The following is a 21219-nucleotide window of genomic DNA, read 5'->3' on the forward strand; positions in this document are numbered from 1 at the left end:
CCGGGCGATCAGGCAGACGAGATCAGGCCCCCTTGACGGGCTTCTCGTTCTCCATCTCCTCCGGCTGCGGATCATCCCAGACGACCTTGTTTCGGCCGCTGGCCTTCGCGGCATAGAGGCGTTGGTCCGCCGCCATCAGCAGCGAGTCGAGGTTGCCCGGTTCGCCTGGCGCGATCTGCGCCACGCCGAAGGACGCGGTGAAACGGATGGATGCCGTGTCAGCGCTGTCGACCGGTTCGCAGACCAATGCTTGCAGGGCCAGGCGAAGCTTTTCGGCCAGGTTGGCTGCATCCGCGATACCCGTGCGTGGCAACAGGACGGCAAACTCCTCGCCGCCCAGTCGCGCCGGCAGATCGACATTCCGGACATTCGCGCGCAGCGCGTCCGCCAGGGTGCGCAGCACCACGTCTCCGCTGGCATGTCCCCAGCGGTCGTTGATCTTCTTGAATCGATCGATGTCGAGCATGATCAGCGAGACCGGAACGGCGTCCCGCTTGCACCATGCGTAGGCGTCTGCGAATCGGGATGCGAACACGCGACGGTTCGCCAACCCGGTCAGGGCATCGGTCTCGGCGAGGGTCCGGAGGGCTTCGCCCCGGTCAATGTAGTGCCCGAACAATGTATGGACAACTGCCAGCGTGAAGCAAAGCAGAAGGCCCAGGGCGACAGCGCCGGCGCCAATGGTGCCGCTCAGGCGGGCGACGCTCGCCTGTAGCAGTTCCCGCGTGGAGACCTCGTCGACCATTATCAGGCCGCTGTTTCCGAGCTTGCGATAGATGAGGCGGCTGCCATGCTCGTTGTTCAGAATGCCGGCATCGCCCCTGAACGCCACCGCGAGCTTGTCCGCCGGCCATTTGTCGATGAGCACGGACGCGAGCGTTTCGCCCCGATGCACGTTTCGCATACCGGCGCCCACGAGTATGCCGTTGTGGTCCACCAGGTAGTTGTTGACGTCGTGATGGGGGGCAAGGTTGAGGGACTCGTCAAGACTGGGCCGCGGAATCTCCAGAATCAGAACGGCCTTGAATGCGTTGCCGGCGTAGACAGGAGCACTCAGGAATAGCGACGATTCGCCAGCGTCGTCCATGGACCGCGCGATGCTCCATTGCTGCTTTCGCGTCGGATTGGCCAAGGGGAGGCTATTACGAAAGTACCCGGCGGAGGCGAAGGTCCGCAGGGTCGGATCAACGTCCTGCTCGCTAATGGCCGGGTAAGCCACGATGATGCCGCTGGCGGACACATAGGCAATGCGTTCCCGGAGCCCGGGTTCGTTGTGTCCCGCACTGAACATATGGCTGAGCGCGATTGCAACCGCCATGCCCGGGATCAGCTTGGCATCGTCGCGCGAGAAGCCATCCAGCCCAGTGAGCCGCGCCGCGCTGACGCCATAGACGGGCGCCGCCTCACGTGTCCGCAGCGCCCAGACATCGTCATTGCGGTGCTCAAAGGCAGTCTGGATGTCGTGGGCGAAGAGGGCTGGCAGTTCATCCTGGATCTGCATCAGGTGCTCGGCGTAGTTCCGGATGTTCGCCAGGCGCTCCGCCTCCAGTTGAAGCAGCGCGTTGATGCTCACGGCACGAACCGCCTGCATCTGTCTGACCGACTCGATCTCCGTGTCGCGCGACAGCATCATGCCCCGGAGGATGAGCAGCAATATCAGGAGAATGGCGGCGCTGAACGCAATCAGAATGAAGCGGCGAGGGCGCTTGATGAGCGCGAGCCATAACCGGCTCAGGAACCTGTCGGACGGGAGCAGTCGTCCGGTATCGGAGGCGGAGTGCATGTGATTGTTCTTCAATACGTGACCATGGCCAGTACCCGATCTGGAACGTGATGGCTCTTGCGCGACGGGAAGTCGTATCGTGCCGGATTCAGATCCGTCAGAGACTGTCCGTCGAAAAATTTTAGATCGCTTCTGCAAATCTTCGCGTCGAGGGGGTGACAGCCCGGCAGCACACGATGGCGGCGGATTTCTCATCGATTTGCCGATAAACTGTCGCGTAAATCGCCTAAATCCGGGCGCCCAATGATTCAAAATCGCATCCCAGGAGACTGCTTTTCATGGCACGCAAGCCCGTTTCGGACAGCCCCGCCACCGCTGCGCCAGTGGCGAGCCCCTCACCGGCCGCGCCACTGGCGCGCGCTGCCGGCGTCAACATTGTGTCGTCGTCGCATCTGGTTTCGGTGCGTAGCCCGGAATTGTCGGAGTTCGAGTTCGGGCTGAATACCGCTTACAACGCCTATAGCCGATGGGTGGTGCGCTGCATGGGTGCCGCTGGCGTGCGCGACCTGACGTTCCTGGACGTGCTGGTACTGCACCACGTCAATCATCGCGGACGCGCCAAGCGGCTGGCGGACATCTGCTTTGTGCTGAACGTCGAAGATACCCATCTGGTCACATACGCGCTCAAGAAGCTCGTGGGGCTGGGACTGGTGGCCGGGGAGCGGGTTGGCAAGGAGGCCACTTACGCCACCACGCAGGCTGGTACCGACGCCTGCGCCCGGTACCGCGAGATCCGCGAGCAGTGCCTGACGAGCAATTTCACGGAGGGTAGCGAGGAAAACCTGGAGATCGGCGAACTGGCACGCCTGCTGCGTGTGTTGACCGGTCTCTACGAGCAGGCGGCGCGCTCCGCCACTTCCCTTTGATAATGTGACGTATTATGCTCTATAGCACAGCTTGGCCTGCCGATAATGACGTCGGTCAGGCTGTCCTTGCCAGCTTTCTCGCGGAATGTCTGTCGGCCCCCGATTGCGCAATGCAAAAAGCGGTCGCCGACAAGGTACAATAGCGGTTTCCCGCCAGCCGGCATTCCATTCAGCAGTGTCGGCGGCCGCCTGCCCCGACCCTCCTACGCCTCCCGACCGCAACGATCATGGCGCATTTCTCGTGCTTCCCCGGCGCTTTGGCGCTTTCCGCCTTCCGTCAGCAACGCCTGCTTGCCGCTCTCCAACAGATCGACGCCGATATTGAATCGGTGCACGGCCAGTTCGTGCACTTCGTCGATTCGGACACGCCGCTGTCCGCCGAGGATCAGACCCGCATCGGCGCGATGCTGACCTACGGCGCGCCGTTCACCGCTCAGACCGAGGGCGACCGCTTCGTGGTGATCCCGCGCTTCGGCACGATCTCGCCGTGGGCCAGCAAGGCCACCGATATCGCCCACAACTGCGGCCTGACCCACGTTCACCGTATCGAGCGCGGCATCGAAATCACGGTCATCTGCAAGAAGGGGCTGCTGCGCGGCCGCAAGACGCTGGATGCCGGCACGCGCGCCGCTGTCGCCGCACATCTGTTCGACCGCATGACCGAAACGGTGATCGGCAGCCGTGAAGAGGCCGCCGCGCTGTTCCAGGAACTGCCGGCCAAGCCGCTGCAGTTCATCGACATCTCGGCGGGTCGCAGCGCGCTGGTGGACGCCAACACGGCAATGGGCCTGGCGCTGTCCGAGGACGAGATCGATTACCTGCTGGACGCCTACGGCAAGCTCGAACGCAACCCGACCGACGTCGAGTTGATGATGTTCGCGCAGGCCAACAGCGAGCACTGCCGCCACAAGATCTTCAACGCCACGTGGACCATCGACGGCGTGTCCCAGGACAAGTCGCTGTTCGCGATGATCCGCAATACGCACCAGTTGAACCCGCAGGGGTCGATCGTGGCGTACTCGGACAACTCGGCGGTCATGGAAGGCGACGTGGCCGAGCGCTGGTTCCCGCGTGGCGCGAACCAGAAGTACGGGCGCCACGAGGCGCTGACCCACACGCTGATGAAGGTGGAAACGCACAACCACCCGACCGCGATCTCGCCGTTCCCTGGCGCGTCGACCGGTGCGGGCGGTGAAATCCGCGACGAAGGTGCAACTGGCCGTGGCGCCAAGCCCAAGGCAGGCCTGACCGGCTTTACGGTGTCGAACCTGATGCTGCCCGATGCCGTCGAGTCATGGGAAAACGCGCGTGACGCGGCCCAGCCGATGTCGCACCGTAATCCGGACGACAAGCCGGTTGTGACCGGCAAGCCGGACCGCATCGCATCCCCGCTGCAGATCATGATCGACGGGCCGCTCGGCGGCGCGGCGTTCAACAACGAATTTGGCCGCGCCAACCTGGGTGGCTACTTCCGCGTCTACGAGCAGAACGTTGGCGGCACCGTGCGCGGCTATCACAAGCCGATCATGATCGCCGGCGGCATTGGCAACATCGACGGCTCGCACACGCACAAGGACCCGCTGCCGGCCGGCACGTTGCTGATCCAGCTGGGCGGCCCGGGTATGCGTATCGGCATGGGTGGCGGCGCGGCCAGTTCGATGGCGACCGGCACGAACACCGCCGATCTCGATTTCGATTCGGTGCAGCGTGGCAACCCGGAAATGGAACGCCGCGCGCAGGAAGTCATCAACGCCTGCTGGCAGCTTGGCGATGAGAACCCGATCCTGTCGATCCACGACGTTGGCGCGGGTGGCATTTCGAACGCGTTCCCCGAGCTCGTCGACGGCGCTGACCGTGGCGCGCGTTTCGACCTGCGTCAGGTGCATCTGGAAGAGTCGGGTCTGTCGCCTGCCGAGATCTGGTGCAATGAGTCCCAAGAGCGCTATGTGCTGGCGATCGCGCCGAACAGCCTGCCGCTGTTCCAGGCGATGTGCGAGCGTGAGCGTTCGCCGTTTGCCGTGGTGGGGGTCGCGACTGAGGAGAAACAGCTCCAGCTTGTCGACTCGCATGTGGACGCCGCGCTGAAGGAACACTTCCCGGTCAATATGCCGATGGACGTGCTGCTGGGCAAGCCGCCGCGCATGCATCGCGACGTCACGCGCGTGGAGCGAGAGTTCCCGCCCGTCGACGTGACCGGCATCTCGCTGGAACAAGCCGTGCGTGACGTGCTGCGCCACCCGACCGTGGCGAACAAGTCGTTCCTGATCTCGATCGGAGACCGTACCGTGGGCGGGATGAACGCCCGCGACCAGATGGTGGGTCCGTGGCAGGTGCCGGTGGCCGACGTGGCCGTGACCACGCTCGACTACAAGGGCACGGCTGGCGAGGCGATGACGATGGGCGAGCGCACGCCGCTGGCCGTGATCGACGCGCCGGCCTCGGGCCGCATGGCGATCGGCGAAGCGCTGACCAACCTGGCAGCGGCACCGGTCAAGGACCTGGGCAAGGTAAAGCTCTCGGCCAACTGGATGGCTGCCTGTGGCGTGGCTGGCGAAGACGCCAAGCTTTACGACACGGTGCACGCCGTCGGCATGGAACTGTGCCCGGCACTGGGCATCAGCATCCCGGTCGGCAAGGATTCGCTGTCGATGCGCACCAAATGGTCCGATGCCGATGGCGACAAGGAAGTCGTAGCGCCGGTATCGCTGATCATCTCCGCATTCGCGGCGGTGGACGACGTGAACCGCACGCTGACGCCGCAGCTTCGCACGGACCTGGGCGAGAGCGTGCTGATCGCGATCGATCTCGGGCGCGCCAGGAACCGCATGGGCGGCAGCATTCTGGCCCAGGTGACGCAGCAGGTGGGCGATAGCGCCCCTGATGTCGACAACGCGGAAGACCTCAAGAACTTCTTCAACGTGATCCAGCGCCTGAACCGTGAAGGCAAGCTGCTGGCCTATCACGATCGTTCGGACGGCGGTTTCATGGCTGCCGTGGCGGAGATGGCGTTCGCGGGCCACTGCGGTGTGTCGCTGAACGTCGACATGCTGACGCTCGATCCGAATGGCGAGCAGGATTACGGCGACGCCAAGAACTGGGCGCAGCAGGTCGCGGAACGTCGCAATGACCAGACGCTGCGCGCACTGTTCTCCGAGGAACTCGGTGCCGTGGTCCAGGTGCGCCTGGAAGAGCGCGACGCCGTGTTCGCGGTGCTGCGCGAGGCAGGCCTGTCGGCATGCAGCCATGTGATCGGCAAGCCGAACACGAACGACCAGGTCGAGATCTATCGCGATGCCAAGAAGGTGTTCGGCGCCGCGCGTGCCGATCTGCAGCGTACGTGGACCGAGGTGAGCTGGCGTATCGCGCGTCTGCGCGACAACCCCGCCTGTGCCGATAGCGAGTACGAGCGCGTGCTCGATGCCGGCGACCCCGGCATCAGCCCCGTGCTGACGTTCGACCCGGCCGAGAATATCGCCGCGCCGTTCATCGCTTCGGGCGCGCGTCCGCGCGTGGCCATCCTGCGCGAGCAGGGTGTGAATTCGCAGATCGAGATGGCGTACAGCATGGATCTGGCGGGCTTCGACACGCACGATGTCCATATGAGCGACCTGATTGCCGGCCGCGCCAGCCTGGCTGATTTCAAGGGCTTCGTGGCCTGCGGTGGCTTCAGCTACGGTGACGTGCTGGGTGCGGGCGAAGGCTGGGCCAAGACTATCCTGTTCAACGGTCAGATGGCCGAACAGTTCGCGGCGTTCTTCAATCGCCAGGACACGTTCGCGCTGGGCGTGTGCAACGGCTGCCAGATGATGAGCAACCTGGCCCCGATCATTCCGGGTGCGGGCGCCTGGCCGAAGTTCACGCGTAACCAGTCGGAACAGTACGAAGCACGCTTTGTGACCGTCGAAGTGCAGCAGTCGCCGTCGATCTTCTTCGCTGGCATGGAAGGCAGCCGCATTCCGATCGTCGTGGCGCACGGTGAAGGTTTTGCCGACTTCTCGCAGCAAGGCGACATCGCCAAGGCAAACGTGGCCCTGCGTTTCGTCGATAACCGTGGCGCAGCGACGCAGACGTATCCGCTGAACCCGAATGGTTCGCCGGAGGGCATCACGTCGGTTACGACGGTCGATGGCCGCTTTACCGTGCTGATGCCGCACCCGGAGCGGGTGTTCCGTACCGCGACGATGAGCTGGGCGCCGGACGCTTGGAAGCAGATCGCCGATGGTGGCAGCCCGTGGATGCGCATGTTCCGTAACGCACGGAAGTGGGTGGGCTAAGGCTTTATCCCACTCATGCCAAAGGCGCCCGATTGTCGGGCGCCTTTTTCTTTTGGTGCCGCCGTCTGCATTACGGGCAGACGCTCAGACGCTCAGGTGGTGAAATTCGAGTTCAAGCTACAGCCGTATTGGGCTGGTCCGCAGGCGATGGCGGTGAGGCGGATGGCGTAGGCGCGGACTCCCGCGTCTGCAGGCGGGCGCTCCAGGGCAGATACCGGGAATAGAGGAGGCGCAAGCGATCGGACCCGGGGGGGATTTTGACTTCTCCACGGATTTCCATGAAGGCGACCGTGGCCTGAAGCAGTTTCGCTTGCGCATAGCGATCACGCACGGGGAGGTGAGCAAGCAGGCTGCGCCATCGACCGCCGGTGCATTCGATATTGGGCATTCCCAGCGCGCAATAGACCATGCCACTGGAGAAGATGTGCCACATTTGCCAATAGCCGCTGGTCACGCCCATTGCTTGATATCCATGGAAGTCATGAAGCCTGCGCCGAAACGCGTGGCTCTGATCTTACCGGGGCCGGTGCCAAGTGGAAACCCGCCACCTGTATCAAGATCAAACACGTGCCGTGCAAGGCTGCCCAGAATGCTCCAAATGAAAAAACCGGCGCATTAGCGCCGGTTTTTTCGCGGATTGGCAACAGATTACTGAATCTTCGCCTTGTCCTTGAGGGACTTCATCATCGCCTGGAACTGCTCGCGCTGCCAGCCCTGATCGCCCATCATCATCTGCTGAAGCTGCGGCTTCACTTCTTCGAACGACGGGATCTTGGCGTCGCGCGTGTCCACCAGTTCGATGATGTGCCAGCCAAACTGGGTCTTGACCGGCGTATCGGTCATCTGGCCCTTCTTAAGGTTGGTCATCGCGGCCGAGAACTCGGGCACGTAGCTGCTGCTGTTGGCCCAATCCAGGTCGCCACCGTTCGCGGCGGAACCGGTGTCCTTCGACTGGGCCTTGGCTACATCTTCGAACTTGGCGCCGGCCTTGATCTTGGCGATCAGTGCTTTGGCGTCGGCTTCCTTCTCCACGAGGATGTGACGGACGTGGTATTCCTTGCCGTTGCCGAACTGGGCCTTGATCTTCTCGTATTGCTTGCGCAGCTCTTCATCGCTGGCGCCGTGGGTGCGCACGTAGTCCTCGAACACCGCGCCGGCCAGCACGTTCAGGCGGGCTTGTTCCAGTTGCTCCTGCACGTCGTCACGCTGGGTGATGCCGCGCTTGTTGGCTTCCTGGAGCAGCAGTTCGCGGTCGATCAGCATGTTGCGCGCACGGTCGCGCAGCTCGGGAGTTTCCGGCTGGCCAGTGCTGGCGATCAGCTTGTCCACCTTGGCCGACGAAATCGGCTTGCCATTCACAACGGCAGCGTTCTGGGCGAATGCGGGCAGGCTGCCAGCAGCAAGCACAGCCGCCAGGCTGAACGAGAGGACGGAGGTCTTCATGGGGTCAGGTCTGAGAGTTGCGAGTAGCGTCGCGGGTTGCTTCGCGTGATTGATATTCTTGGTCGGTGTACGCGTTGACAGCCAACGCGTGGATTTGCGAGGGGAACAGTTCGCGCAGCGCATCATACACCATACGGTGCCGGGCTACGCGAGAGTGACCCCCGAACCGCTCGCTGACGATGAGCACGTCATAGTGCCCGCCGCCAGAGGCAGCGCCTGCATGGCCGGCATGGGCGGCGCTGTCGTCGCGCACGGTCAGGCGGGTGGGATCAAGCGCTGCCTGGAGCAGTGCTTCGATGGTGGCGGGATCAGCTGCCATCCGGATTTCCTTCTGTTCTGTTCTGTATCGATGAGTCCGCGGCGCGGTGGCTTATTCGGACGGGGTTTCCTGGATATGGCGCGACAGCCAGATGCTCTGCGCCACGATGAACACCAGCATCAGGCCCATGCTGCCGAACAGCTTGAAGTTGACCCAGGTGTCGGTCGAAAACTGGTACGCCACATACAGGTTGAGCACGCCCATTACCGCGAAAAAGCCCGCCCAGGCGACGTTGAGGCGGCCCCACATCGGTTCGGGCAGCGTCACCTGCTTTTCCATCATGGCGCGGATCAGGTTCTTGCGCCATCCGATGACCGAGCCGATCAGGGTGACCGCGAACAGCCAATAGAGCACCGTCGGCTTCCACTTGATGAAGGTTTCGTTGTGCAGCAGGATCGTGGCGCCACCGAATACGGCGATGATCGCCAGGCTGACCCATTGCATGGGCTCGGCCTTGCCGTGACGGAAGTGAACCCAGGCAATCTGGACCACCGTCGCGCCGATCGCCACGGCCGTCGCGGGATAGATGCCGAACAGCTTGAAGGCGACGAAGAAAAGGATGACCGGGAACAGGTCGAAAAGAAATTTCATGCGGATGCGATAAGGTTGGCGGGTCGGCGATCAGGCTGGCCCGCGGGCGATCCGCCGCCGGGCAGATCGGTCATGCGACCGGAGTGCGGGTGTCGTCACCCACGATCTTCCGGATCGCGATCATCGAATTTTAGCGCAGCCGAGTTGATGCAATACCGAAGTCCGGTGGGAGCGGGGCCGTCTTCGAAGACGTGGCCCAGATGGCTGCCGCATTCCTTGCAGCGGACTTCCACCCGCGTCATGCCGTGGCTGTGGTCGGTGTGCTCGGCGATCACTTCGCCGTTGATCGGACGAAAATAGCTCGGCCAGCCGCAGCCGGCGTCGAATTTGGTGGCCGACTCGAACAGCGGCGTGCCGCAGCCCACACAATGGTAGATGCCCTGGTTCCAGTGGTCCCAGTACTGGCCGGTGAACGGGCGCTCGGTGGCGGCCTCGCGCGTGACGCGGTACTCGATGTCCGACAGCTGGGAGCGCCATTCGGCGTCGGTCTTGGTCGTGGTCATGATCGTGCTTCCTGGTAGTGCGGCATTCTTGGGGGCGTTTGGTCTGGGTTACGACGAGCAACTGACTTCAAGGCCGGAGGCCCAGTCGGGCGGCAGCTTTGCATAGGGCTCGGCTTCGGGCTGTTCGTCAAATGGCTTCGACAAGACGGCCAGCAGGCGATCCACTTCGGAGAAATCCTTGTCGCGCGCGGCGCGGATTGCCGTCTCGGCCATATGGTTGCGCAGGACGTACTTCGGATTCGTGGCCAGCATGCCGGTCGTGCGTGCCGCATCGTCCGACTGCTCGCTCTGGAGCCTCGCGCGGTACTCAGCTGCCCACGCATCCCAGGCCGCGCGATCGAGGAACAGGTCGCGTACCGGTGCGTCGTGCGAGTTATCCAGCGAAGAAACGCGCGAAAGATTGCGCCAGAACAATGTGTAGTCCACGCGATTTTCGTGAAGTACACGGAACAGATTGGTCATCAGCGTCTCGTCTTGCTCCTGTTCGCTGCGCAGGCCAAGCTTGGCGCGATAGTGACGGAAGAATGCCTCCGCGTAGCGGTCACGGAACGGGTCGAGCGCCTCACGCGCGGCTTCCACCGCGGCTGCCTTCTCGACCTCGGGGTCTGCCGCGTTGGTGTCGCGCCAGAGCGGCAGCAGCGCCTGTGCCAGGCAGTGCAGGTTCCAGAAGGCGATCTGTGGTTGCTGGCTGTAGGCGTAGCGGCCCTGCTGGTCTGAGTGGTTGCAGATGTGATTGGCGTCGAATGCGTCGAGGAATCCAAATGGGCCGTAGTCGATCGTCAGGCCCAGGATCGACATGTTGTCGGTGTTCATCACCCCGTGGCAGAAGCCCACTGCTTGCCAGTGGGCGACCATGTCGGCCGTTAGCAGGGACACTTCGCGCAGCAGGGCCTGGTACGGATTCGCGGCGTCCCGGCAGGCTGGGTAGAAGTTGTCGATGACGAAATCGGCCAGTTGACGGAGCGACGCATGGTCTTCACGCGCGGCAAAGTGCTCGAAATGCCCGAAACGGATAAAGCTTGGCGCCAGCCGCGTCACCACAGCAGAGGTCTCGATGGTTTCGCGACGTACCGGCGCGTCGGAGCCGATGATCGACAACGCCCGAGTGGTCGGCACGCCCAGCGCATACATGGCCTCGGAGCACAGGTATTCGCGAATCGAGGAACGCAGGACCGCGCGGCCGTCTGCCATACGAGAGTAGGGGGTGAGTCCACCCCCCTTCAGTTGGATCTCCCACGGGCCGCCCGGCGTTTGCGCTTCGGCCAGCCGGATCGCGCGGCCATCGCCGAGCTGCCCGGCCCAGACGCCGAACTGGTGGCCGGAGTAAACGGTGGCCAGCGGGTCCGCCCAGTCTGGTACCGCGTTGCCGACAAAGCTGTCGATGAAGGCCGGGTCCTTGACCGCATCCTGCAGGTCCGTCTCGTTCCAGCCCAGCAGCGCCGCAGCGGCTGGCGCGACACTGACAAGGTAGGGCGAAGGCAGTGGCGTCGGGGTGAGTCGCGTGAAGAAGCGCTCGCCGAGCGCGGCAATGCCGGGGCGCGTGCCAAAGGGTACGTTGAAGGAGGTCGGGGGCAAGACGTCAGTGGGTTCGTTGGGCATCAGGGGCAGCCAAAAATGGCATGGCTCCGCATCGGTCAGACCGCTCAATGATGGCGCTGCCGAATGCCCAGTATGAGTGCACATGCATCGAATGCATGGTGCTAGGGGAAAACGACATATTGAGACACATCTGGCCTCGCAGTATTGTACTTGCACCGGTTTCCCCCTGTAGCCCAAGGGTCTCCGCTGTATCGCAGACCACGCAAATAGCGATGCAAATAGCGGACATCAATCCTATGCATGACAGGGGCCGGAGCGCTGCCATCGAGCGCGGCGCTCGCGCGATCCTTCACACATAAGTGTCACCGGTTTCTGTTTTCGCGGAGTATGGGAGCAATCGGCCAAAAATTAGCACGATTGTTCGTTTTTCAGACGGATCATTCAAGACTGGAGACAGTTTCATGGCTTTGATGGGACAAATGATGAGCGCACCGTTGCTCATTTCCTCCATCATCCGGCACGCTGCGCGCTACTACGGCAGCACCGAAATCGTCTCGCGACGAACCGAAGGCGACCTGCATCGCTACACCTACCGCGATTGCGAACTGCGCGCGCGCAAGCTGGCACAGGCGCTCGGCGCGCTGGGCGTGCAGCAGGGCGAACGCGTTGGCACGCTGGCCTGGAACGGCTATCGCCACCTCGAGATTTACTACGGCGTGTCCGGCATGGGCGCTGTCTGTCATACGATCAACCCGCGCCTGTTCCCGGAACAGATCGCCTACATCGTCAATCATGCCGACGACCAGTACGTGTTCTTCGACAGCACGTTCCTGCCGCTGGTAGAGGGCGTGGCGCCGCATTGCCCGAACGTGAAGGGCTGGGTGATGATGTCCGACCGCGCCCACATGCCGGCCGAGTCGAAGGTCGACCTGATCTGCTACGAAGACCTGATCGACGCCCAGGACGGCAACTACGAGTGGCCGCAGTTCGACGAGAACCAGGCGTCCAGCCTTTGCTACACGTCCGGTACCACGGGCAACCCGAAGGGCGCGCTGTACTCGCATCGCTCGACGGTGTTGCACTCGTACGCCTCGGCACTGCCCGATGCGCTCGGATGCTCGGCGCGCGACGTGATTTTGCCGGTCGTGCCGATGTTCCACGTCAACGCCTGGGGCCTGCCGTACTCGGTGCCGCTGGTCGGCGCGAAGCTGGTGTTGCCCGGGCCGAAGCTTGACGGTGCTTCGCTGTTCGAACTGTTCGAGCAGGAGGGCGTGACCTTCTCCGCCGGCGTGCCGACGGTCTGGCTGGGCCTGCTGCAATACGTCCAGGCGAACAAGCTGCAGTTCTCGACGTTCCGCCGCACCGTGATTGGCGGATCGGCTGCGCCGCCCGCAATGATCCGCGCGCTCGAGGCGCTGGACGTGGAAGTCATCCACGCATGGGGCATGACCGAGATGTCGCCGCTGGGCACGTCTTGCAAGCTGCTGGCGCGCCATTTGGACCTGCCTGAGGAGGCGCGTCACAAGATCGTGGAGAAGCAGGGCCGCGTGATCTATGGCGTCGACATGAAGATCGTCGACGGTGACGGCAAGGAACTGCCGTGGGACGGCAAGGCCTTCGGCGACCTCTACGTGCGCGGCCCGTGGGTCATCGACCATTACTTCCGCAACGACAACAGCCCGCTCGTGGATGGCTGGTTCCCCACCGGGGACGTGGCCACGATCGACGAAGAGGGCTACATGCAGATCACGGACCGCAGCAAGGACGTGATCAAGTCTGGCGGCGAATGGATCTCGTCGATCGATGTCGAGAACGTCGCTGCCGCGCACCCGGCCGTGCACATGGCCGCCTGCATCTCCGCGTATCACCCGAAATGGGACGAGCGACCGCTGCTGGTGGTGGTCAAGCGCCCGAACATGGAGATCACGCGCGAGGAACTGCTCGGGTTCTTCGAGGGCAAGGTCGCCAAATGGTGGATTCCCGACGATGTGCTGTTCGTCAGCGAGATTCCGCTCACGGCTACCGGCAAGATGCAGAAGCTCAAGCTGCGGGAGCAACTCAAAGACTACAGGCTGCCCACCGCCTGAGGCCGATCGAGGTCGACCGCAGCGGGATATTCATCTGATCAGGTAGCAGCAGGCATTTGCGCGGGCTCAGGGAAAGGGGTCCGCGCGCCGGTGACCGGCCACGCGAGGAGGGTGTGGCCGGCCACTCATCGCCAATGACAACAAGTGAAGGAGACAGGTATGACCAAGTTGCGTCCGCTGGTAACCGGGGTGGCGGCAGTTGTGGCACTGGGTTCCGCGCTGGTATCGGGAGTGGCTGCAGCCGATACGGTGAAGATCGCGTTTATCGATCCGCTTTCGGGTTTGATGGCCCCCGTGGGCCAGAACCAGCTCAAGAGCTGGCAGTACGTGGCCGACGTGGCCAACCAGAAGAACTGGGCGGGCGCGCACAAGTTCGAGGTGGTGGGGTTTGACAACAAGCTGTCGCCGCAGGAAAGCCTGACCATCCTCAAGCAGGCCGTGGACCAGAACATCCGCTATATCGTCCAGGGCAACGGCTCGGCCGTGGGTCTGGCGCTGGAAGATGCGGTGGCCAAGCACAACGAGCGCAATCCGGGCAAGGAAATCGTCTACCTGAACTACGCCGCGGTGGACCCGGACATGACCAACAGCAAGTGCAATTACTGGCATTTCCGGCTCGACGCGAACTCCGACATGAAGATGGAGGCGCTGACGACGTACCTGGCCAAGGACCCGAACGTCAAGAAGGTCTACCTGATCAACCAGAACTACTCGTTCGGCCACCAGGTGGCGCGCGCGGCAAAGGAATACCTGAAGCGCAAGCGTCCTGACATCCAGATCGTCGGCGAGGATCTGCACCCGCTGGCGCAGGTCAAGGACTTCGCGCCGTATGCGGCCAAGATCAAGGCGTCTGGTGCCGATACAGTGATCACCGGCAACTGGGGTAGCGACCTCGCGCTGCTGATCAAGGCGGGCAAGGATGCCGGCCTGCCGGTCAATTACTACACGTACTACGCGGCCACCACCGGGGTGCCGACGGCGATGGGTGCCTCCGGCGCCGAGCACGTCAAGTACGTCGGCTACTACAACCCGAACAATCCCACCTTCAAGGGTGGCGACATCGTCGAAGGCTTCAAGAAGAAGTACAACGACGACTTCTATGTGATGGCGGCTTACTCGGGCATTGCCTTCCTTGCCAAGGCCATGAAGGACACTGGTTCCACGGACCCGGTCAAGGTGGCCAAGGCGATGGAGGGCGCGAAGGTCGAGAGCATGAACGGGACGGTGGAAATGCGTAACACCGACCATCAGGCCCAGCAGCCGCTGGTGGTGGCCACCTGGACCAAGGTCAACGGCAAGGACATCAAGTTTGACCAGGAAAACACCGGCTATGGCTGGAAGACCAACGCGCAGCTTGACCAGTTCGTGGCCGCGCAGCCGACTTCCTGCCAGATGAAGCGGCCGAACTAAGTCGGGAAGACAAAGAGAAGGAAGGGCAGATCAGGGTTCCCGTTCGCGCGGGAACCCTGGACAATGCGGATTTTGTCGGGCCATGCTCCGGTGCCGAGGAGTTGCCGTGGAATTTTTTGTCATCTCGCTGTTGAACGGTGTCAGCTATGGGCTGTTGCTGTTCATGCTGTCATCGGGGCTGACGCTGATCTTCAGCATGATGGGTGTGCTGAACTTCGCGCATGCAAGTTTCTACATGCTGGGCGCGTACTTTGCCTACACCATTGCCACCAAGGTTGGCTTCTGGCCCGCGCTGATCTTTGCGCCGTTGCTGGTGGCTGGTGCCGGGGCACTGGTGGAGCGCTTCGGCCTGCGTACCGTTCATAAGTTCGGCCATGTCGCCGAACTGCTGTTCACCTTCGGGCTGGCCTATCTGATCGAAGAAGGGGTCAAGCTTGTCTGGGGCCTGGCCGCCGTGCCGTACCGGATTCCCGAGGTACTGGATGGCCCGCTCTTCACCGTCTTCACTTCGTCGTTCCCGAAGTACCGTGCGTTCATGATGCTCGTGTCACTGGGGATGCTGGTAGCGATCTACCTGGTGCTCACACGTACCCGCATCGGTCTGGTGATCCAGGCGGCGCTGACCCATCCCGAGATGGTCGAGGCCCTTGGTCACAACGTGCCGCGTGTCTTCATGATGGTCTTCGGCGGCGGTGCCGCGCTGGCCGGCCTGGCTGGGGTCATCGGCGGCAATGCGTTCGTGACCGAGCCGTCGATGGCGGCGGCGGTCGGGTCGATCGTATTTGTCGTGGCTGTGGTCGGTGGCATGGGGTCGCTCGTGGGGGCGTTCATCGCTTCGATCCTGATCGGGGTGCTGCAGACCTTCGCCGTGACGATCGACGCCTCGATGGCGGGGCTGCTCGGCAGCCTTGGCATGACGGTCACCGATGCCACACCGCTCAGCTCGCTCTGGAAACTCACGGTTGCCCAGGTGGCGCCGGTGCTGCCTTACGTGCTGATGGTGGTAATGCTGATCTTCCGCCCACGCGGGCTAATGGGTACCCGGGAGAGCTGAGCGATGGAGTCGACGACGATGCAACAATCTTCCGATCCGGTGGTCACGGGCCGGACCATGCGCTACCGCCCGATGAACCTGTTGCGCTGGCTGATCTGGGGCGTGACCGTGGTGCTGATGCTGGTGATGCCATTGATCTTCAGCGGCGGCTTCGCGGTGACGCTGCTGTCGCAGATGGGCATCATGATCATCTTCGCGCTCTCGTACAACATGCTGCTTGGGCAGACGGGCATGTTGTCGTTCGGGCACGCCGTATATTCCGGGCTTGGCGCGTTTATCGCGGTGCACGTGCTGAACATGATCGGCGCGGGCAAGGTCTGGCTGCCGGTGTCGATGCTGCCACTGGTGGGTGGGCTGGCCGGGGCGTTCTTCGGCGTGATCTTCGGCTACGTGACGACGAAGAAGTCGGGTACCACGTTCGCCATGATCACGATGGGGATTGGCGAGATGGTCTTTGCCAGTTCGCTGATGTTCCCGGACTTCTTCGGTGGCGAGGGCGGTATCTCGACCAACCGGGTGGTCGGCGAGCCGTTCCTCGGTATCACATATGGCCATGGCCGTCAGGTCTATTACCTGATCGCCGCATGGTGCCTGCTGTCGATGGTGGCGATGTATGCGTGGACCCATACGCCGCTGGGACGTATCGCCAACGCCGTGCGCGATAACCCCGAGCGTGTGGAGTTCATCGGCTACAACACGCAACGGGTGCGCTATCTGGTGCTGATCCTGTCCGCGTTCTTCGCCGGCATCGCAGGCGCGCTGTCAGCGATCAACTTCGAGATTGTCTCGGCGGAGAACGTCAGCGCCGTGCGCTCGGGCGGCGTGCTGCTTGCGGCGTTCATCGGCGGGGCGGGGGTGTTCTTCGGCCCGGTGATTGGTGCCATCGTGTTCACGCTGTTCGCCGTGGCGCTGTCCGATCTGACCAAGGCATGGTTGCTCTACCTGGGCCTGTTCTTCGTGATGATGGTGATGTTCGTGCCGGGCGGCATCGCCAGCCTGCTAATGATGCAGATGCCGCTGGTCGCAAAGAAGCAGTTCGGCCGGATGCTTCCGTACTACGGGCGGGCTGCAGTGGCCGGTGCGGTGCTGCTGGCCGCGCTTATCCTGACGGTGGAGATGGTGTACAAGGTGCAGGTCGATAGCGCCAATGGCACGGAAATGTCGCTGGTGGGCATCAACTTCGATGCCGGCACGTTCGCGCCGTGGATTGTTGCTGCGGCGCTGTGGGCGCTGGGGTATGCGGCGTGGCGCTGGGCGGCGGGGCAGGTTCGCGCGCAGCTCGATGCGATCCAGACGCAAACCGGAGGACACGCATGATGACGCCCGCACTTGAACTTTCCGACGTCCGCAAGCGATTCGGTCAGACCGAGATTATCCGGGGCGTCACCCTTTCCATTGGCAAAGGTGAGCGCCACGCGCTGATCGGGCCGAACGGGGCGGGCAAGTCCACCACGTTCAACCTGATCTCCGGTCGATTCGCGCCGACGTCGGGCAGCGTGAAGCTGAACGGGCAAAGCATCGCCGGACTGCGGCCGTTCGAGATCAACCGGATGGGGCTCTCGCGCAGCTTCCAGATCACGAACATCTTTCATCGGCTGTCCGTGTTCGAGAACCTGCGTTGCGCGGTGCTCTGGTCGCTCGGCTATAAGTATTCGTTCTGGCACCGGCTGTCCGAATTGCGCGACGCGCGCGAGCGGGCCGAGGAAGTGCTCGAACTGATCGGCATGGAGCATCGGCGCAATACGCAGGCCGGCTTGTTGACCTATGCGGAGCAGCGCGCGCTGGAAATCGGCATCACGATCGCCGGCGGGGCCGAGGTCATCCTGCTCGATGAGCCGACGGCTGGCATGAGCCGCTCCGAGTCTGACCATGCCGTGGAACTGATCCGGAAGGTTACCGTCGGCAAGACGCTGGTGATGGTGGAGCACGACATGAGCGTCGTGTTTGGCCTGGCGGACAGGATTTCCGTGCTGGTCTACGGCGAGGTCATCGCCACCGATACACCCGAGGCGATTCGGAACAATCGCAAGGTCAAGGAGGCTTATCTGGGTACCACGCTGGATGAACCGGCCACCGAGGGAGCGCACGGATGAGCACGCGGATGCTGGAAGTCACCGGGTTGCACGCCTACTACGGCAAGAGCCATATCCTCCACGGCGTGGATGCGCATGTGGACCAGGGCGAAATCGTCGCACTGCTCGGCCGCAACGGTGTGGGGCGATCGACCATGGCCAAGGCGATACTCGGCATGGTGAAGGCGGAGGGCTCGGTCAAGTTCCGGGGTGAGGAAATGCTCGGGCGCCGCACGTTCGAGATCGCGCATGCGGGGATCGGCTACGTGCCGGAGAATCGCGACATCTTCCCGACGCTGACCGTGCGGCAGAACCTGACCCTCGGCGAGAAGCGTAATCCCCGCCAGGCCAAGCCACGCTGGTCCGTCGCGGACATGTATCAGATGTTCCCAAGGCTCAAGGAGCGGGAGAATACGCCGGCCGGCGTGCTGTCGGGCGGCGAACAGCAGATGCTGACGCTATGCCGCACGCTGATGGGCGACCCGGACCTGGTCCTGATCGACGAGCCCACCGAGGGTCTGGCGCCAATGATCGTCACGCTGGTGGGAGATTTCCTGAAGACGCTCAAGGAGCGCGGTATCTCGGTGCTGCTGATCGAGCAGAAGCTGGCGATCGCGCTCGACATTTCACAGCGCGTCTATGTGATGGGCCACGGCCATATCGTCTTCGAGGGGACCCCCGTTGAACTGAAGGCGAATGCGCAGATACGGAAGGAGTGGCTGGAGGTGTAGGTGCTGGGCCGGGATTCAGATCCCAGGCCAGAGACATATCGGCGCCGCATCTCGATGGCCGGCCCCCGGCTGTTGTTCAATCCACTGCTGTAGATTCAAAGCGCCTTTCTCACACGGGTGAGCAAGGCGCTTTGCCATGCGCGTCAGACTGCGCTGGCGTTCTCGTCCCCCCGAGCTGATCTGACGCCGCGCGATTGACCCTGCGCAACCGCAATCCACCCCGCCATCATTTTGAGACTCTGGCACTTGGCCCTCGTTGCCACGATGCCTAGGATTGCCCGTGTCGTCGACGCGCGTCGGCGTACGGGTTGCGTGCCTGGCACGCCAATCTCACACTTCAAGGTTCATATGGACGGCGTCATCGAGCTATTCGGCTGGTTTGTGTTCAACGTAGCGCTGCCGTTGGGCGCACCGTTAGCACTGCTGCCTTTGGCTCGCGTCCCGAGTTTCTTTCGCGCGCACCGCCGGGGCATCGTCTGGCACGCCATCAAAGGGGGTCAATTGCTTTGGGCCGTGATTCCGATGAGCGCCAGCGCCTGTCACCTGCTGGCCACCGCGCTCGAGGTACCCGGTGTATCGGATGCTCTTCGGCCGTACATCTGGTTCGTTATGGTGATCCACGTGGTGGTGATCGTCGCGGCATCCGTGCTTGTGCTGTTTGCCACCATGGATGCGCATCAGCGTGACGTTCTCGCGCATTCGCAAGCACAAAGGATCCCACGTTCCTGGATCTGGCTCACATGCATGAGCGGGGGTGTCCATTTTGTGGGCTACGTGGCCCTAGTCAGGCCGCACTTGCCCTTGTAGTTTCCAACTCGACAGGAGTAACTATGATTAGATTTCTCAGCAGGATGCATGAAGACAAGGTGTTCTTCACGAAGGTCATGGATCGCTTTCTCACCGTCCTGACACTGGTATCCGTAGGAACCATGGGTGGAGCGATGTATGAGCTGCTGAAGCGAAGCCAGTGAGTGATCTCGTTCCCCAGGCAAAAGCGCCCGCAATGCGGGCGCTAGCGCTTTCGGTGCCGTGACGCCAGCAAGCGTCGGCGATCAGTCCTTCTTTACCAGTTCAAACGGCATGTCTTCGTAGTCGATCATGCGCGTGCCGCGTACGATTCGGTAGCCGAGCCAGAGCGCCAGGAAGACTGGCACACCAATGTAGGTCGAGACGATCTCTTGCCAACGGCCGGGGATGTCAGTGAATGCCTGATAGTTCTGGCCGCCCACGATGACGAGACACAGGACGCCAGCGAAGATCGGGCCGAACGGATAGAGCGGAGAGCGGTAGGCGAGATCGCTGACCTTGTAGCCCTGATACAGCAGACCCTTGCGGAAACGATAGTGGCTGACGGCGATACCGAGCCACGCGAAGAAGCCGGTCATTGCCGAGGTGTTGAGCAGCCACAGGTACACGGCCTTGTCGCCGAACAGCGAACTGAAGAAGCACAGCGCGCCGATGCCCGTGGTCACCAGTAGCGCGTTGAATGGCACGCCGTTCCGGGTGAGCTTGGCCAGTGCCCTCGGGGCGCGCTGGCTGACCGCCAGGCCATAGAGAATCCGAGTCGAAACATACATGCTCGATGTCCCCGCCGAGAGCAGTGCGGTCAGCACCACGGCGTTCATCAGCGCCGCGGCGAAAGCCAGGCCGGCGTGCTGGAAGACAAGTGCAAACGGGCTGACGCCAACGTCGGTCACGTCATTGCGGAGCAAGTTCGGGTCGGTGTACGGAATCAGCACGCCAATGATCAGGATGGCGACGACGTAGAACAGCAGGATGCGCCAGAACGTCTGTCGGATCGCGCGCGGAATCGTGCGTCCGGGGTCAGCGGCTTCGCCGGCCGCCACGCCGACCGTCTCGGTTCCCTGAAATGAGAAGCCGGCGATCATCGCCACCGCGAAGAGCCCGGGGAGGCCACCGACGAATGGCGCTTCGCCGGTCGTGAAGTTGTGCCAGCCCGATTGTGGTCCACCCTTGAGGATGCCGAGGATCATCAGCACGCCCACGCATAGGAAAACCACGACGGTTACAACCTTGATCATGGCGAACCAGTACTCGGCCTCACCGAAGCCCTTCACCGAGAACGCATTGAGGGCGAACATCAGCGCCAGAAAGCCCGCGCTCCAGTAGATGCCCGGTACCTCCGGGAACCAATACTGCATGACCAACTGGGCGGCGGTCAGTTCGACGGCAATTGTCACGGCCAGGCTGAACCAGTAGTTCCAGCCAAGAGCGAAGCCAAAGCCCTCGTCGACGTAGAGGGCGCTGTAGGTCACGAATGATCCTGCCACGGGCATGTGCACCGCGAGCTCGCCAAGGCTGGTCATCAGGCAGTACACCATCAGGCCGATCAGGCAGTACGCCAGCAGTGCGCCGCCGGGGCCGGACTGTGCGATGGACGCGCCCGAGGCGACAAACAATCCGGTGCCGATGGCGCCACCCAGGGCGATCATCGTCAGGTGGCGCGCCTTGAGCTTGCGGTGCAGGTCGTCGTGCTCGACGACCGGGTGTTGATGAGGGTGTGGATGGGACATCAGGGTCGCTGGA

18 protein-coding genes are annotated in these 21219 nt (G+C 62.8%); 10 read left to right on the plus strand and 8 right to left on the minus strand.

Going from position 1 to position 21219, the window contains the following annotated elements; translation table 11 throughout:
* Positions 1 to 22: 22 nt before the first annotated feature.
* Entirely contained in the window at positions 23 to 1921 is a 1899-nt protein-coding gene (locus B2246_RS19495; RefSeq protein WP_286962684.1) for a cellulose biosynthesis regulator YedQ, read from the minus strand.
* Positions 1922 to 2061: 140 nt separating this feature from the next.
* On the opposite strand from B2246_RS19495, the gene B2246_RS19500 reads away from it, so the two are divergent.
* Positions 2062 to 2649 (plus strand): winged helix DNA-binding protein, encoded by a 588-nt coding sequence (locus B2246_RS19500; RefSeq protein ID WP_008650259.1) that lies wholly within the window; start codon positions 2062 to 2064, stop codon positions 2647 to 2649.
* A 227-nt stretch (positions 2650 to 2876) separates the two neighbouring features.
* Positions 2877 to 6923, plus strand: coding sequence for a phosphoribosylformylglycinamidine synthase (gene purL, locus B2246_RS19505; protein ID WP_186426503.1), 4047 nt, complete (start codon positions 2877 to 2879; stop codon positions 6921 to 6923).
* 112 nt (positions 6924 to 7035) lie between these two features.
* On the opposite strand, the gene B2246_RS19510 is transcribed toward purL, so the two are convergent.
* The 6 genes from B2246_RS19510 to B2246_RS19535 all read right to left on the minus strand — a co-directional run bounded on the left by B2246_RS19510 (position 7036) and on the right by B2246_RS19535 (position 11378).
* Positions 7036 to 7383 carry a hypothetical protein gene (locus B2246_RS19510; RefSeq protein WP_008650255.1) on the minus strand — a complete coding sequence of 116 codons (348 nt, stop codon included), beginning with the start codon at positions 7381 to 7383 and terminating at the stop codon, positions 7036 to 7038.
* 188 nt (positions 7384 to 7571) lie between these two features.
* Positions 7572 to 8366 (minus strand): peptidylprolyl isomerase, encoded by a 795-nt coding sequence (locus B2246_RS19515; RefSeq protein ID WP_008650253.1) that lies wholly within the window; start codon positions 8364 to 8366, stop codon positions 7572 to 7574.
* 4 nt (positions 8367 to 8370) lie between these two features.
* Positions 8371 to 8685: a BolA family protein gene (locus B2246_RS19520; RefSeq protein ID WP_008650250.1), complete on the minus strand. Its 315-nt coding sequence runs from the start codon at positions 8683 to 8685 to the stop codon at positions 8371 to 8373.
* A gap of 51 nt (positions 8686 to 8736) precedes the next feature.
* The gene (locus B2246_RS19525; protein ID WP_008650249.1) at positions 8737 to 9276 is read right to left on the minus strand and encodes a septation protein A; all 540 of its coding nucleotides are present in this window, start codon (positions 9274 to 9276) and stop codon (positions 8737 to 8739) included.
* Positions 9277 to 9371: 95 nt separating this feature from the next.
* A complete protein-coding gene (gene msrB, locus B2246_RS19530) occupies positions 9372 to 9779 on the minus strand; it encodes a peptide-methionine (R)-S-oxide reductase MsrB (protein ID WP_008650248.1) in 408 nt (135 codons plus the stop codon).
* A 48-nt stretch (positions 9780 to 9827) separates the two neighbouring features.
* Positions 9828 to 11378, minus strand: coding sequence for a protein adenylyltransferase SelO (locus B2246_RS19535; RefSeq protein WP_008650247.1), 1551 nt, complete (start codon positions 11376 to 11378; stop codon positions 9828 to 9830).
* Positions 11379 to 11779: 401 nt separating this feature from the next.
* Between B2246_RS19535 and B2246_RS19540 the strand changes: the two genes are divergently transcribed.
* From B2246_RS19540 to B2246_RS19575, 8 genes are all read left to right on the plus strand, one after another.
* On the plus strand, positions 11780 to 13405 hold the full coding sequence (locus B2246_RS19540) for a 3-(methylthio)propionyl-CoA ligase (RefSeq protein WP_286880556.1): 1626 nt from the start codon (positions 11780 to 11782) through the stop codon (positions 13403 to 13405).
* Positions 13406 to 13564: 159 nt separating this feature from the next.
* A complete protein-coding gene (locus B2246_RS19545) occupies positions 13565 to 14815 on the plus strand; it encodes a branched-chain amino acid ABC transporter substrate-binding protein (RefSeq protein WP_008650245.1) in 1251 nt (416 codons plus the stop codon).
* A 106-nt stretch (positions 14816 to 14921) separates the two neighbouring features.
* Entirely contained in the window at positions 14922 to 15869 is a 948-nt protein-coding gene (locus B2246_RS19550; RefSeq protein ID WP_029307826.1) for a branched-chain amino acid ABC transporter permease, read from the plus strand.
* 3 nt (positions 15870 to 15872) lie between these two features.
* Entirely contained in the window at positions 15873 to 17186 is a 1314-nt protein-coding gene (locus B2246_RS19555; protein WP_008650243.1) for a branched-chain amino acid ABC transporter permease, read from the plus strand.
* Positions 17186 to 17962, plus strand: a complete 777-nt coding sequence (locus B2246_RS19560) for an ABC transporter ATP-binding protein (protein ID WP_035882665.1) — start codon at positions 17186 to 17188, stop codon at positions 17960 to 17962. The genes B2246_RS19555 and B2246_RS19560 overlap by 1 nt, the downstream gene beginning before the upstream one ends.
* Positions 17959 to 18672, plus strand: a complete 714-nt coding sequence (locus B2246_RS19565) for an ABC transporter ATP-binding protein (protein ID WP_011516585.1) — start codon at positions 17959 to 17961, stop codon at positions 18670 to 18672. Before B2246_RS19560 ends, B2246_RS19565 begins: the two co-directional genes overlap by 4 nt.
* 348 nt (positions 18673 to 19020) lie before the next feature.
* Positions 19021 to 19479 carry a hypothetical protein gene (locus B2246_RS19570; protein ID WP_040011217.1) on the plus strand — a complete coding sequence of 153 codons (459 nt, stop codon included), beginning with the start codon at positions 19021 to 19023 and terminating at the stop codon, positions 19477 to 19479.
* A gap of 23 nt (positions 19480 to 19502) precedes the next feature.
* Positions 19503 to 19643 carry a hypothetical protein gene (locus tag B2246_RS19575; protein ID WP_008650237.1) on the plus strand — a complete coding sequence of 47 codons (141 nt, stop codon included), beginning with the start codon at positions 19503 to 19505 and terminating at the stop codon, positions 19641 to 19643.
* 81 nt (positions 19644 to 19724) lie between these two features.
* Here the strand turns inward: B2246_RS19575 and B2246_RS19580 are convergent, their stop codons facing one another.
* The gene (locus tag B2246_RS19580) at positions 19725 to 21206 is read right to left on the minus strand and encodes an amino acid permease (RefSeq protein WP_008650236.1); all 1482 of its coding nucleotides are present in this window, start codon (positions 21204 to 21206) and stop codon (positions 19725 to 19727) included.
* Positions 21207 to 21219: the final 13 nt, after the last annotated feature.

The organism is Cupriavidus sp. UBA2010 (assembly GCF_002335265.1).
Classification (GTDB): domain Bacteria; phylum Pseudomonadota; class Gammaproteobacteria; order Burkholderiales; family Burkholderiaceae; genus Cupriavidus; species Cupriavidus metallidurans.

Excerpts from the sequence above, each read along its gene's own strand:
- B2246_RS19500 (WP_008650259.1), top strand. The coding sequence starts at position 2,062 with ATGGCACGCAAGCCCGTTTCGGACAGCCCCGCCACCGCTGCGCCAGTG.
- B2246_RS19570 (WP_040011217.1), top strand. The coding sequence starts at position 19,021 with ATGGACGGCGTCATCGAGCTATTCGGCTGGTTTGTGTTCAACGTAGCG.
- B2246_RS19555 (WP_008650243.1), top strand. The coding sequence starts at position 15,873 with ATGGAGTCGACGACGATGCAACAATCTTCCGATCCGGTGGTCACGGGC.
- B2246_RS19535 (WP_008650247.1), bottom strand. The coding sequence starts at position 11,378 with ATGCCCAACGAACCCACTGACGTCTTGCCCCCGACCTCCTTCAACGTA.
- B2246_RS19510 (WP_008650255.1), bottom strand. The coding sequence starts at position 7,383 with ATGGGCGTGACCAGCGGCTATTGGCAAATGTGGCACATCTTCTCCAGT.
- B2246_RS19515 (WP_008650253.1), bottom strand. The coding sequence starts at position 8,366 with ATGAAGACCTCCGTCCTCTCGTTCAGCCTGGCGGCTGTGCTTGCTGCT.
- B2246_RS19540 (WP_286880556.1), top strand. The coding sequence starts at position 11,780 with ATGGCTTTGATGGGACAAATGATGAGCGCACCGTTGCTCATTTCCTCC.
- B2246_RS19520 (WP_008650250.1), bottom strand. The coding sequence starts at position 8,685 with ATGGCAGCTGATCCCGCCACCATCGAAGCACTGCTCCAGGCAGCGCTT.
- B2246_RS19560 (WP_035882665.1), top strand. The coding sequence starts at position 17,186 with ATGACGCCCGCACTTGAACTTTCCGACGTCCGCAAGCGATTCGGTCAG.
- msrB (WP_008650248.1), bottom strand. The coding sequence starts at position 9,779 with ATGACCACGACCAAGACCGACGCCGAATGGCGCTCCCAGCTGTCGGAC.
- B2246_RS19580 (WP_008650236.1), bottom strand. The coding sequence starts at position 21,206 with ATGTCCCATCCACACCCTCATCAACACCCGGTCGTCGAGCACGACGAC.
- B2246_RS19565 (WP_011516585.1), top strand. The coding sequence starts at position 17,959 with ATGAGCACGCGGATGCTGGAAGTCACCGGGTTGCACGCCTACTACGGC.
- B2246_RS19575 (WP_008650237.1), top strand. The coding sequence starts at position 19,503 with ATGATTAGATTTCTCAGCAGGATGCATGAAGACAAGGTGTTCTTCACG.
- B2246_RS19545 (WP_008650245.1), top strand. The coding sequence starts at position 13,565 with ATGACCAAGTTGCGTCCGCTGGTAACCGGGGTGGCGGCAGTTGTGGCA.
- purL (WP_186426503.1), top strand. The coding sequence starts at position 2,877 with ATGGCGCATTTCTCGTGCTTCCCCGGCGCTTTGGCGCTTTCCGCCTTC.
- B2246_RS19525 (WP_008650249.1), bottom strand. The coding sequence starts at position 9,276 with ATGAAATTTCTTTTCGACCTGTTCCCGGTCATCCTTTTCTTCGTCGCC.